Source organism: Methylobacterium sp. E-066 (assembly GCF_022829635.1).
Taxonomy (GTDB): domain Bacteria; phylum Pseudomonadota; class Alphaproteobacteria; order Rhizobiales; family Beijerinckiaceae; genus Methylobacterium.
The window spans coordinates 26171-39221 of the sequence record NZ_JAKSYO010000085.1; the positions used below are offsets into that span (position 1 = coordinate 26171).

Annotated in this window: 10 protein-coding genes; 3 read left to right on the forward strand and 7 right to left on the reverse strand. The window is 71.6% G+C overall.

The features are described 5' to 3' along the window. Positions 1-3: 3 nt before the first annotated feature. The 4 genes from metB to MKL20_RS09370 form a co-directional block, all read right to left on the reverse strand. Complete coding sequence (gene metB, locus MKL20_RS09355; protein WP_244036445.1) at positions 4-1167, reverse strand: cystathionine gamma-synthase; 1164 nt, start codon at positions 1165-1167, stop codon at positions 4-6. Between the two features lie 379 nt (positions 1168-1546). Further along, positions 1547-2455 (reverse strand): HlyD family secretion protein, encoded by a 909-nt coding sequence (locus MKL20_RS09360; RefSeq protein WP_244036446.1) that lies wholly within the window; start codon positions 2453-2455, stop codon positions 1547-1549. A gap of 8 nt (positions 2456-2463) precedes the next feature. After that, positions 2464-2658, reverse strand: a complete 195-nt coding sequence (locus MKL20_RS09365; protein WP_244036447.1) for a DUF1656 domain-containing protein — start codon at positions 2656-2658, stop codon at positions 2464-2466. Further along, complete coding sequence (locus tag MKL20_RS09370) at positions 2652-4721, reverse strand: FUSC family protein (protein ID WP_244036448.1); 2070 nt, start codon at positions 4719-4721, stop codon at positions 2652-2654. The genes MKL20_RS09365 and MKL20_RS09370 overlap by 7 nt, the downstream gene beginning before the upstream one ends. Positions 4722-4903: 182 nt before the next feature. On the opposite strand from MKL20_RS09370, the gene MKL20_RS09375 reads away from it, so the two are divergent. After that, entirely contained in the window at positions 4904-5620 is a 717-nt protein-coding gene (locus MKL20_RS09375) for a FadR/GntR family transcriptional regulator (protein WP_244036449.1), read from the forward strand. Positions 5621-5635: 15 nt separating this feature from the next. Here MKL20_RS09375 and MKL20_RS09380 read toward each other — a convergent pair whose 3' ends face one another. After that, on the reverse strand, positions 5636-6037 hold the full coding sequence (locus MKL20_RS09380) for a GntR family transcriptional regulator (protein ID WP_244036450.1): 402 nt from the start codon (positions 6035-6037) through the stop codon (positions 5636-5638). A gap of 112 nt (positions 6038-6149) precedes the next feature. Here MKL20_RS09380 and MKL20_RS09385 point away from each other — a divergent pair, with 112 nt between their 5' ends. Next, positions 6150-8465 (forward strand): TonB-dependent siderophore receptor, encoded by a 2316-nt coding sequence (locus tag MKL20_RS09385; protein WP_244036451.1) that lies wholly within the window; start codon positions 6150-6152, stop codon positions 8463-8465. A 65-nt stretch (positions 8466-8530) separates the two neighbouring features. Here MKL20_RS09385 and MKL20_RS09390 read toward each other — a convergent pair whose 3' ends face one another. Both MKL20_RS09390 and gcvA read right to left on the reverse strand, forming a co-directional pair. Beyond that, positions 8531-10672, reverse strand: coding sequence for a helicase-related protein (locus MKL20_RS09390; RefSeq protein ID WP_244036452.1), 2142 nt, complete (start codon positions 10670-10672; stop codon positions 8531-8533). Between the two features lie 110 nt (positions 10673-10782). Next, the gene (gene gcvA / locus MKL20_RS09395; protein WP_244036453.1) at positions 10783-11670 is read right to left on the reverse strand and encodes a transcriptional regulator GcvA; all 888 of its coding nucleotides are present in this window, start codon (positions 11668-11670) and stop codon (positions 10783-10785) included. Positions 11671-11765: 95 nt separating this feature from the next. Here gcvA and MKL20_RS09400 point away from each other — a divergent pair, with 95 nt between their 5' ends. Further along, complete coding sequence (locus tag MKL20_RS09400; protein WP_244036454.1) at positions 11766-13028, forward strand: MFS transporter; 1263 nt, start codon at positions 11766-11768, stop codon at positions 13026-13028. Positions 13029-13051: the final 23 nt, after the last annotated feature.

A 13051-nucleotide genomic window follows, 5' to 3' on the forward strand; every position in this document is an offset into this window, starting at 1 on the left:
GGCTCAGCCCCGGTTGACCGCCTCAAGGCCGCGGGACAGGTCGGCCAGAAGATCGTCCACGGCTTCGAGACCGATCGACAGCCGCAGCAGCCCGTCCGTGATGCCCGCGATGGCCCGCGCCTCGGGATCCATCGCCGCATGCGTCATGGTCGGCGGGTGCGCGATCAGGCTCTCGACCCCGCCTAGCGATTCCGCCAGCGTGAACACCCGCAGGGTCTCAACCAGGATCTTCACCGCGGCGCGGCCGCCGGCCAGCTCGAAGCTCAGCATGGCGCCGAACCCGGCCTGCTGCGCCTTGGCGATGGCGTGGCCCGGATGGCTCGGCAGGCCCGGGTAATGCACGCGACTCACGGCCGGATGCGCATCCAGGAAGGCCGCGAGCTGCGCCGCATTCTGCTGCTGGCGCTCCACCCGGACGAACAGGGTGCGGATGCCGCGCAGCGTCAGGTAGGCGTCGAGCGGCGAGCCGGTGACCCCGATCGTGTTCGCCCAGGCGGCGAGCGCGTCGCCGACCGAGGCCTCGGCGGCGATCACGGCCCCGCCGATCACGTCCGAATGGCCGTTGAGGAATTTCGTGGTGGAGTGGACGACGAGATCCGCCCCGAGGGCGATCGGCTGCTGCAGCGCCGGCGACAGGAAGGTGTTGTCGACAACAGCCAGCGCGCCGACCGCCTTGGCCTGGCCGGTGACCCGGCGGACATCCACCACCCGCATCAGCGGATTGCTCGGCGTCTCGACCAGCACGACCTTGGGCTTTTCGGCCAGCGCCGCGGCCAGGGCCGCCTCGTCGGTCTGGTCGACGAAGATCACGCGGTACTGCCCGCGGGCGGCGCGCAGGCTGAGCAGCCGATGCGTCCCGCCGTAGCAATCATGCGGCGCGACCAGCAGGTCGCCGGGACAGAGGCTCGACAGGGCGAGGTCGAGGGCCGCCATGCCGCTCGACACCATGACAGCCCGGGCGCCCCCTTCCAGCTTGGCGATCGTGTCGGCGAGCTGGTCGCGGGTCGGATTACCGAGGCGGGAGTAATCGTACGGGCCGGGCTGCTCGAAGGCCGGGAACTTGAAGGTCGTCGACAGATGGATCGGCGCGATCACAGCCCCGAAGGCCGTATCCTGGGCCACGCCGTTGGTCGCCGCGATGGTGCGGGCATCGAGTCGCTCGGGCATCGGCTGTTCCTTCCTGCGCCGGAATCGGGCCGGCGCGCGTGACCGGCCGGCTGGTACGCGCGTTCTTTATGGCGAACGGAACAGGCTTTCAAGAGAACGGTGGTCGCGAACCGAGGGCGAATCGACCGCGGGAACGATCCGACCTCTGAGAGCCTGTTTGACCGGTCTTCCCCATCCTCGCCCTCATCCTGAGGCGACGGAGCGAAGCAGAGGCCTCGAAGGAGCCCTCCAGCCGGCCGCGCGATCCCGGGAGGGCTCCTTCGAGGCCTGCTCGCGCAGGCACCTCAGGATGAGGGGGAGATTGGGATCGTGCGGTCAAACAGGCTCCGACAGCCTTCAGCGCGTCCACGGTCTGCCGCTGCCCGGTGCCAGGGCCTCGTTACGGTAGGAAATCCAGCCGGGACAGCAGCCGGCCTCCGGCAGCGGCTTCGCCGACGGCCACGCTGCAGGTCATGCCCGCCGCGAGCGTCACGCCCGGCGGCACCGCGTCGATGTGGATCCGGACGGGAATGCGCTGCGCCAGCCGCACCCAGGTGAAGACCGGATTGACGCTCGGCAGGCCGAGATGATCCGGGCTTTCATTGGCGTCGGCAATGCCGTGTCCGATGCTGTCCACGTGCCCGGAGACGGGCGGCGCGAAGCCCATCAGGCGGATCTCGGCGCGGGCGCCGATCGCGATCCGGGACAGCTTGGTCTCCTCGAAATACGCGGTGATCCAGAATCCCTCCGCATCGATCACCGAGACGCGGGTGACGCCGGCCGTCGCATAATCGCCCGGCCGCAGCCGGAGGTTGGTGACGTAGCCGTCGATCGGTGCCCGGATCGTGGTGCGATCGAGGTTGATCTGCGCGACATGGGCGGCGGCGAGCGCCGCGTCGTGATCGGCCTGCGCGATCGCCGCCATGCCGTTCGCCAGCTCGATCGTTTCTGGGGCCACGACACCCGGCGCCAGCTGGTTGCGTCGGCGCGCCGTCGCGGCTTTCAGCGCCGCATCCTCGCGCCTGGCCAGGACCACGGCCTGCGCGCCGTCGAGCGCCAGCCGGAAGCGGTGCGGGTCGATGACGTAGAGGATGTCGCCCCGATGGACGAACTGGTTGTCGACGGCGCGCACGTCGACGATTGTACCCGAGACCTCGGGGGTGACGCGCACCACCTCGGCGCTGACCCGCCCGTCGCGCGTCCAGGGCGCGAGCATGTAGGCGCGCCACAAAGCCACGAGCAGCACCAGTGTGGCGGCGACGATGACCAGGGTCAGCAAGGGGCGGAGCAGGCGCTTCAGGACCGTCATGGCGGCACTCAGACGAACAGGATGAGGAGCGCCACCGTCGCGAGCAGCACCGCGCATTCCAGCAGCGCGGGATGCCAGGCGAAGCGCAGCACCCCCGTCCGGGCCAGGACGGCGCGAAGCCCGGTGAAGACCGGGATCGCCGCGACGAGGTAGACGAGGATGGGCGGCAGGTAGATGCCCCCGATGGCGACCTCGCTCAGCATGGGACGCGTCGGTGCCGGCCGAAGGACCGGTCCGGATGGGCTTCGAGCCGCATCGCCATGTCGGTCAGGCAGGCGGCGACCCGATGCGCCACCGGCCATGCGCGAGGATCCTCGATCGACCGCGCCGCGATCTCGGCGGCTGCCGCCGCGAGGATGTCGCGCGCCTGTCGCGGCGACCGGGTGGCGTCGGACAGGGCCCGCAGGGTCATCGTGCGCAGGAGCGCCGGTGCGGTGGGGTTTCGAGCCGCGGCGCGGGCTCGAATCGCCGCGCGCCCGACCTGCAGGGCTGCGATTCCGTCCGCCGTCATCATGGCCGCCGCAGCCGGATCGGCCCGGAGGCTCAGGGCGATGCGGGCCAGCCGGTGATGCTGGAGATGCTCCCAGACGTGCCGAGGCTCGGGCGGGTCCGCCTCCAAGCGGGCCAGCGCGTCGCGGCGCAGAGCCGCCTGGATGCGATGCGCTTGCCGCCGGGGATCGTGCGGCAAGAGCAGGCGGAAGACGAGAAGCGTCACGAAGACCGCCGCCACCCAGCCGAAGGCCTGGTTCAGGAAGGCCGGGACGCTGAACACCATCGGGTTGGTCGCGCCGACGAGGGTGTTGAACGCGACCAGGTAGGCGAGCCCGGCCGGCGCGTGGCGCGGCACGGTGGTGGCGTAGAGGCCTGCCATCCAGAACGGCGCGATCACCGCGATCAGCAGCGGGAAACCCTGCACGCTCGGCATCAGGCCGAAGGCGCAGACGAAGGCCGCCGGCACGGCCACGATCGTACCTTGGATGAACGCGACGGCGCCTGCCGCCGGATTGCCGGTCATGGCGAGCAGGACCGAATAGGGGGCGAGGATGAGCAGCAGGAGCGACCAGTCGTTCCAGCCGGTCGCGATCCCGAAGGCGCCCGCGAGCAGGATCGCCAGCGCCGAGCGTAGGCCGTTCTCGGTCGCCGCCCCCCAGTCCCGATGGAACCGGAACGACCGCGCCGGAATCGGGCGGCCCCCATGCAGGCGTACCATTCCCGACAGCGCCGACCCGTAATCTTCGACGAACGCGACGAGCCGGTCGAGGGCGATCAAGGGGGCGGGTGTTCCGGTCTCCGCAGTTTCGGCGCAGCCTACGCGCGGCAGCAGAGTTTCGCGCAACGCGGTGATCCGGTCGAGCGCGTCAGCGAAGCGCCGGGCCTCGATCAGGGCCAGGATCCGCGGCAGTCCGGCGACGACGTCCCGGTGCGCCGCCACGCAATCCCGGGGCGCCTGCGGATCGACGGCGCACAGGTCCGGCGTGCCCAGCAGCGCGCCGAACAGGGCCGCGATGGTGTCGCGCACCGCGCCTTCACGCCCCGCCAGGTCCGGGGACTCGGCTCGGCTCAGCTCCAGCAGATCGTCGATCGCGAAGAGGCCGGCGATCTGAGGCGCGGTCGGCAGCCCATGCGCCCGTTCTTCGCTGCGCAGCCGCTCCAGGGCGAGGCCGGCGATCGTGCCGCATTGCCCGATCAGAGCCGTGTCGAGCGCGCTGCGCGTGGCACGCTTGCTGAACAGGGCCGCCACCACCCCGAGGCAGACCACGCCGACCGCGACGGTGGCCGTACGGCCCAGCACCGCATCCAGCGCCCGCTCGGGCGTCTCCAGGGCGCCATAGGTGGCGAGGCCGACCGTATAGCCGGCAACCGCCGCGCCGGACGCCCGGAAGTGGCGGAGCAGCGTCGCCCCGGCGGTACAGAGGCCGAGCCAGAGGGCGAAACCGAGGATGAACAGGACCGGCGCCTGGATGAACAGGCCCATGAGGGCGAGCGCGGCCACGCCGCCGATCACCGTGCCGACGAGGCGCCATCCACCCTTGGCGAGAACCGCGCCCTGGTTGGCGTTGGCGACCAGCAGGACCGTCGAGGCCGCCGAGTAGGGCGTCTCGAGTTGCAGGCCGAACGCGACGCCGAGGGCGAGAATCGCTGCGCCGGTCGAGCGCGCGACGTGGCCTCCCCGGGGCGTCAGGATGTCGATGGCGAGGAGGCGCTCACAGGCGCTCCGCAAAAAGACGACGGCACGCGACGATGGGTGAGCGGCGCGGCCGGTCATGCGGCAACAGCGGCTCGGGCGGCCGCGATGCATGAGCGCGCGATCCCGGATCGAACTGGTGAACGGCTCATCGCTGGCCTGATGACGGCGTTAAAGTAGGATCATCCTACGTTTTTTGTCGCAATCGTCAATCCGTGTCACGAGAGGTAGGATGATCCGTCTTCCGCCCATATGAGCGTGGCATGGCGACCACCCCGTCTCTTCCCCAGATCCCGCGACGCTCCCTGGTCGATTCGACCATCGATCTCATCCGCACGCAGATCGAGGGCGGCCATTGGAAGGTCGGCGCCCGCATCCCGAAGGAGGCGGAACTCGCCGAGATGCTCCAGGTCGGGCGGAACACCGTGCGGGAGGCCGTGCGGGTGCTCTCCCACGCCAAGGTGCTGGAGGTGCGGCAGGGCGACGGGACCTATGTCCGGCTGAACGTCGACCCGGCGGAGATCATGCGCCGGGTGACCCATGCGAGCCTGCGCGACCATTTCGAGCTGCGCGCGCTCCTCGAAACCGAGGCGGCGCGCCGGGCTGCGGCGCGGCGGAGCGATGACGACCTGCCGCGGCTCGAAGCCTTGCTGGAAGCGCGGGGGGAGCGTCCGAAAGACGGCGATCTCGCCGGCTTCATCGAGCGCGATATCGCCTTCCATGTCGCGGTGGCGCAATGCGGCGACAACGCCGCCCTCGTGGAGCTCTATCGCTACTTCGCCCTGTCGTTGCACGGCAGCACGATCACGGCGCTCGCCGACCTGACCCTGCCCGAGCCGGACCTCGCGGCCCATCGCCGGCTGGTCGACGCGATCCGGGACCGGGACGAGCCTGGCGCGGCGGAGGCCGCCCGGGCGATCGTCGGACCGATCCTCGACGCGCTCGCGAGCGTCGAGACGCTCGCCGCCTCCGGCGGCTGATCGCCCCCGGCTTCGTTAGTCCTCCGCCCCCAGAACCTGCCTGGCGAGCGCAACCGCATCCCGATCGGTGGCGCAGGCGGCCTGGGGCGTGCCGAACGCGCGGACCAGGCTGGGAAAGGCCGCCTCCAGCGCCTGGCGTCGATGCGGGTCGGGCTCGACCACGATCAAGGCCCGGCAGCGCGCTGCCAGGGCCGCCTTGTTCCGCTTCAGCCAGAGCCCCCGGGCGACCCGGTCGTCATGCGGCTCATCGGTCCGGCGGGCCGGGTAGATGAGCGCGAAGGGTGTTTGGCTGGCCAGAAGCCGATCCATCTCCGCGCACCAGGTGGGGGCGTAGCCGGGAGAGGAGGCCGCCTCATTCCGCAGCCGGACGATGGGGAAGGTCGAGACATCGTGGAGGGTGAACGACTCGCGGTCCATGACCTGAACGCCTTGGAATTGCGCTAAAAGATAGTTTCATCCAATCATCCTACCTTTGTTGATCGACTCAAGCAATCGCCGTAGCGCTGGGCTCCTCAGACAGGAGCCGACGATGTCTCCGCGCCCGTTGCACCGGAACGCCCCCGCCATGTTCGATCGGCCGTGGCCTCCAGGTCTGGGCAGCCGAACGAGCGGCGCGGTGCTGGCGCTGATCCTGTGCCTCGCCCCGGCGGACCTCCGCGCCGAGTCCCGGCCGCTGACCGACGCGCCCTCGGGCGACGAGCCGGACCGGCTCTCGGCCACTCGGAATCGGGCCGCTCCCAAGCTTGGCGGCGAAGGCGCGGAGATCGCGCTGCCGGCCCTCACGGTGAGCGGCCGCGGGATCACCGGCACGGATCCGGTCCCGGGCCTCGTGGCGCAGGTCACGGCCGCGGGCACGAAGACCGACACGCCCCTCATCACGGTGCCGCAGGCGGTGTCGGTGATCCCCCGGGCACAGATCGACCAGCAGGCGGCCCGGAGCGTCGGCGATTCCTTACGCTACACGCCGGGCGTGTTCGCCGACACGCGGGTCGGCGGCGTGCTGGAGAGCGTGTTCCTGCGCGGCTTCGGCGGCTTCGCGGCGAGCGCGACCAACCCGCAGGTCCTCGACGGCCTGCCGCTGGTCAAGGGCGGCAACTGGGCGGCCCAGGTCATCGATCCGTCCGTGCTGGAGCGCGTCGAGGTGCTGCGCGGCCCGGCCTCGGTGCTCTACGGGCAGGCGAGCCCGGGCGGCCTCATCGCCATGGTGAGCAAGCGGCCGACCGAGCAGCCGTTCCGCGCCGTGACGCTCACCACCGGCAACCGCAACCGCGCCGAGGCGGCCTTCGACCTCGGCGGCCCGGTCACTGAGGACGGCAGCTGGGCCTATCGCCTCAACGGCCTCGGCCGCCGGGTCGACACCCAGCCCGACTTTTCCAAGGAGCAGCGGCTCGTGCTGGCGCCGGCGCTGGCCTGGCGGCCGGACGACGACACGCATCTCACCCTGCTCGGCTTCTACCAGAACGATCCGCACAACAATTTTGCGGGCTGGCTCCCGGCCGAGGGGACCTTGTTCCCCAACCCGGCCGGCCGGATCCGGCGCCGCTTCTTCCCGGGCGAGCCCGGCTTCGATGCTTACGACCGCCAGCAGGCGATGATCGGCTACGCCTTCGAGCATCGCTTCGACGCGACCTGGGCCGTCCGCCAGAACCTGCGCTACGCCCATATCGACACGCGCTTCGAAGGCGTGGCGATCAACTTCTTCGCTCCGTTCGGCGCGACCCCGAGCCTGCTCGAACGCTCGGCCTCCTGGTCGCAGGAGGCGGTCGACGGCGTGTCGCTCGACAACCAGGCGCAGGCCGACTTCGCCACCGGGCCGATCGGCCATACAATCCTGCTCGGGCTCGGCTATCAGGGCTCCCGGGCGGATGTGAACGCGTCGGGCTTCGGCCCGGTGCCGGCGATCGATTACGCGGCGCCGGTCTACGGCCGGCCCTTCGCGCGCCCGGCTGCCCTCCCGCGCACCCGTCAGGACTGGAACCGCGTCGGACTCTACGCCCAGGACCAGATGCGCTTGGATCACTGGGCGGTCACGATCGGGGGAAGGCAGGATTGGTCCGTCCTCGACACCGCGAGTCGCCTGGCCGCGCGGACATCCGCCCAGGACGACCAGGCCTTCACCGGCCGGGTCGGCGCCGCCTACCTGTTCGACAGCGGCCTCGCGCCGTATGCGAGCTACGCGACCTCGTTCGAGCCGACGCTGGGCACCGGCTTTTCGGGCGCCCCGTTCAAGCCGACCCATGCGCGGCAGACCGAGGCCGGGGTGAAGTACCAGCCGCCGGGCCTGGAGAGTTTTGTCGCCGTCTCGGGCTTCGACATCACCCAGGACAACGTCGCCACCGCCGACCCAGCGCATCCGTTCTACAGCGTCCAGACCGGCGCGGTGCGCTCGCGCGGCATCGAGTTCGAGGCCCGCGCAACCCTGTCCGACAGCCTCGATCTGATCGGCGCTTATACCTACCTCGACACCACCGTGCGCCGGGACAGCGACCCGGCACTCGTCGGCAAGCGCTTCGTGGCCGTGCCCGATCAGCTGGTCTCGCTCTGGGCGAATTACCGGGTCCCGGGCGGGCCGCTCGCGGGCCTCAGCCTCGCCGGCGGGATCCGCGTCATCGGCCGGAGCGCCGGCGATCCCGCCAACAGCTTCTCGGTGCCGCCCGTGACCCTGGTCGATGCGGCGATCCGCTACGATCTCGGCGCCGCCGATCCGGGACTGGCGGGCTGGCAGGTCTCGGTCAACGCCGCGAACCTGTTCGACCGGACCTACCTCGCCTCCTGCTTCGCGGCGGGCGGCTGCTTCTACGGGAACGGCAGGACCGTCATCGCCAGCCTCGGCTACCGCTGGTGAGTTTTAAGTCGTTATTTCGCATCATCTTTTCCCGAAAGCCGGCAACCACCTTTCAGGATGATGCGCTACCGCGTGCCTGCCCGCCGCGTGCGGCGCTCGGCCCTGCGGGTGGCGGTGTCGCGCAGGTGCTGCTCGATGGCGTCGTTGGCGCGGCCGCGCATGTGCCGGATCGCCTCGACATCGTCGAACGTGTCGGGGAAGCGACGCGACAGCCACAGATAGGCGCTGGCGAGCCGCACGGTCCGCTCCTGGTAGTCGAGCTCCCCGGCCAGGTTGGCCCGCAGGGCCGGGACCGTGGTGCCGGCGGCCCGGGCCTGGCTCCAGCGCTCGAGCATACCCATGGCGATCTCGTCGCGCCGGTTGATCGGGCAGACCGAGAAGGCGAACTTTTCCTCGATCGGCAGCCGCGCCCGATCGACCGTCCGGGCGACATCGAGGATTTCCTCCAAGGCCGAGGGCTGGAACGGTGAGCCGGCGTAGAAGGTCGCCCGAGCGAAATGGGTCAGCACCTCGTGGAGGCTCTGGGTCTGCATCTCCTCGGCGACCGAACGGATCGCGCCGAGATCCGGCCGGACGAAGAAGCGCGAATCGGCCGCCGGCGCCGTCGGTGCGCCCGAGAGGGCGATCCGGATCGGCTCCACCGCGATTGCGTCCGTCGCCGCCACGTAGCCGACATCCTGGTGGCCGTAGCGGCCGGCCCGGCCCGCGATCTGGCGGATCTCGGAATTGGTCAGGCCGCGCTCCTTCACGCCGTCCCACTTGCGCACGGTCGAGAACACGATCCGCCGGAGCGGCCCGAGATTGAGCCCCATGCCGATCGCGTCGGTGGTGACCAGCACGTTGGCCTCGCCGGTGCGGAAGCGCGTGGCCTCGGCCCGGCGCACCTCCGGCGACAGGGCGCCGTAGATGGTCGCGACCCGGTGCCCGCGGGCGACCAGGATCTCGCGGTTCTCGTGCACGGCCCGGCGCGAGAACGCCACGACCGCATCCCCCGGCTCGACCTTCTCCAAGGGGACCGGTTCGTCGAGCAGCAGCAGCGGCGACTTGCGGGTGAACGGGATCACCTCCAGCGATTCGCCCGCGGCCTCGGCGGCGCGGCGGACATAGGCCAGGGCGTCGTCGGAGCCGCACACGACCACGGTCCGGGCGGCCACGCCGAACAAGGCGTTGGTCCAGGCCCAGCCGCGATCGGGATCCGACAGCATCTGGATCTCGTCGATCACCGCCACGTCGATCGGGCGGGTCAGGTCGGCGGTCTCGATGGTGCGGGCGGTGTGGGTCGGCTGCGGCTCGCCCAAAACCTCCTCGCCGGTGACCATGCCGGCCCGGAGGCCGCGCTCGCGCAGGGCCTCGTAATTCTCCAGGGCGAGCAGCCGCAGGGGGGCGAGGTAGGTGCCGGTCGGCGCCGCCGTCAGCATCTGCAGGGCGGCGTAGGTCTTGCCGGAATTGGTCGGCCCCATGTGGAACAGGATCCGCCGGTTCAGCCGGCGGGCGGCACTGAAGCGCTCGATATAGGCGCCGAAGCCGACCTGATCGCGCAGGCGGCGCAGGCGCGAGCCCTCGCTCGCCACTGCCTTGGCGTGGCGGCGCACGGGGGCGAGCGTGTCGTTCAATGACCGCGCCAGCTTCGGCCCGAAGCTGAACACCCGGGAGCGCAGCGAGCGGTCGAGATGGGCGATGTAGGCGGGGGCGTCGGCCCCGACCTCGCGCAGGTCCTGGAGGATCTGCCCCCGCAGGTGCTCCACCGGCTTGGCCAGGGTCCGGGTGACCTCGGCGGCGCGCTCCGCCACCGCCGCCCGCAGGGCCTCGATGCGGTGCGCCGGGTCGTTCCGGGCCGCCATGCGGGCCAGGATCTCGGCCGCCGCCGGATCCGGCGCGCTGTCGATCCGCAGGTCCAGGCGGCCGTTATCGAGGAGCGGGATCTCGGTCCGGATGGTCCAGATCACCCGGCGGTCCCGCAGGATGGCGGCCCTGAGGGCCGGGATGGCCTTCCGAACCGCCGGGACGCCGGTCTCCGCGAAGGCCCGGGCCTTCTGGCGGGCGCGCAAAACGTCGGCGACCCGCTCGTCGTCGACCTCGGCGCCGAATTCCGGCAGTTCGAGCTCGGCGCGCAGGGTTTCCAGGTCGATGGAATCCGGGGCGAGCCCGAGCCGCGCCACGGCCTCGGACAGGTAGACGATCGTGGGGCGGAGACGCTTGCGCGCCATGGACTCACCTTCGGCCGCAGCATCCGCCCGCCGGCGCTGACGCCGCCGCCGAACGCGTTCCTGAGAACCATCCTTGCGCCAGTCCGACCCCCGACGCCATCCCCGGCGCTTCAGGTGTCCCGCGCCGCCTCGGTGAGCCAGGCGCAGAAGGCGCGCACCGTCGGATCGTCGGCCCGGGCCTCCGGCACGTAGGTGTAGTAGCTCCGCGCCGGCAGGGACGGGCCCGGGAACGGGCAGGTCAGGCGGCCGGCGGCCACGTCGTCGGCGATCAGGCGCTCCGGGCCCATCGCCACGCCGAGACCGTCGAGGGCGGCCTGGAGCGTCAGGTAGAAATGCTCCAGGGTCACGGAGGCCTGGGGGATCAGATCCGGCACCCCGGCGGCGCGCAGCCAGTGCGGCCAGACCTGCGGGAGCGTCGCCGCGTGGAGCAGGGTGTGGTGACGCAGCTGCTCCGGCTCCTGCAGGGGCAGGCGCTCCAGCAGGGCCGGGCTGCAGACCGGCATGCGCCGCTCGGTCAGGAACGGCTGCCCGACATGGCCGGGGCGCGTATCCGGCCCGCCGCGGATCGCGACGTCGAACGGGTCGGCGAGGCTCGCCAGCGGCACGTTGGAGGTGGTCAGCCGGACCTCGATGGCCGGATGGGCGACCTGGAAGCCCGACAGGCGCGGGATCAGCCAGCGCAGGGTGAAGGTGGCCAGCGCGTTGACGTGCAGCAGGCGCGGCCGGCCGCGCTCCACCTGGCGGGCGGTGGCGAGGGCGACCCGGTCGAGGGCGGCGCCGATCTCGGCGGCGTAGCTGCGCCCGGCCTCGGTGAGCACCACCCGCCGGTTGTGGCGCTCGAACAGCGGCACGCCGAGCCAGGCTTCGAGCATCTGCACGTGCCGGCTCACCGCCCCGTGGGTGACGCGCAGCTCGTTCGCGGCGCGGGTGAAGCTCACGTGGCGGGCCGCGGCCTCGAAGGCTTTGACGGCGTTGAGCGGCGGTAGGCGGCGATGCATGCGTGTCAGGTTTCCTCACGCGAGCGTCAGCATAAGGCGTTTGTCAGCCGGGCGCGAGACCCGCATCCTGTGGTGGAATCATCAAGGATCGCAGGATGGCCCGCGCATCGGAGTTCACCGCCTCGCTCGACGCCGCCCCGGACCGGGAGGCCAAACGCATCGAGGACAAGCGCACCCTCGTGGTCACCGGGATCAACCACGCCCTGCACGACGGCTACACCGACCTGATCTACGTGCTGCTGCCGGTCTGGCAGGCGGAGTTCGGCCTCGACTACGTGGCGCTGGCGCTGCTGCGCTCGCTCTACAACGGCGCGCTCGCCGCCCTGCAGATGCCGGCGAGCTGGCTCGCCCAGTCACTCGGCGCCCGCACGGTGCTGGTGCTCGGGACGCTGCTCAGCGCCGGCGGCTACGCGCTTGCCGGGGCGTCGGGCGGGCTGATCGGCCTCTGCGCCGGCCTGCTGCTCGGGGGCGCGGGCAGCAGCACGCAGCATCCGCTGGCCTCGACGGTGATCGCCCGGGCCTACGGCGCCGCGGCGCGCGGCCCGCTCGGCACCTACAACTTCGCCGGCGATCTCGGGAAGGCGGCCGTGCCGCCGCTGGTCGGCTTCCTGCTGACCTTGTCGGGCTGGCGCTCCGCGCTCTGGGTGATTGCCGGGCTGGGCGTGGCGGTCGCCCTCGGCGTCGCCCGCTGGCTGCCGCGTGATCCCACCTCACACACCGAGAGGTCCAAGAGCGCGGTGCGCTCGGCGCGCTCCGGCGATGGGGCGGGCGCCCGGTCCGGCTTCGGACTGCTCGTCGCCATCGGCACTCTCGACAACGCCGCCCGCCCGGCCTTCCTGCTCTACCTGCCGTTCCTGCTGCAGGAGAAGGGCGCGGCCCTGACCACCGTGGGGCTGGCGCTCTCGCTGGTGTTCATCGGCGGCGCGCTCGGCAAGGCCGTCTGCGGCCGGCTCGGGGAGCGCCTCGGCGTGACCCGGACCGTGCTGCTCACCGAGACCGGGACCGCGGCGGCGATCCTGGCGGTGATCGCCCTGCCGCTCGCCCCCGCGCTGATCCTGCTGCCGCTGCTCGGCGTGATGCTGAACGGCACCTCGTCGGTCCTGTACGGCACGGTGCCGGAACTGGCCCCCCACGGCCGGGTCGAGCGGGCGTTCGCGGTGTTCTACACCTGCACGCTCGGGGGCAGCGCGCTCGCGGCGCCGCTGCTCTACGGCCAGCTCGGGGACGCGGCCGGCCCCCGCTGGGCGGCGGTGGCCGCCGCCGCGACGGCGCTCGCCGTGGTGCCGCTCATGCTGGTCCTGTCCCGCCATCTGGCCGGGGTCAAGGATCAAATATCGGGGTCGGAAGCACGCGCCTGAAACGCCACGCCTCTCCCTCCCCC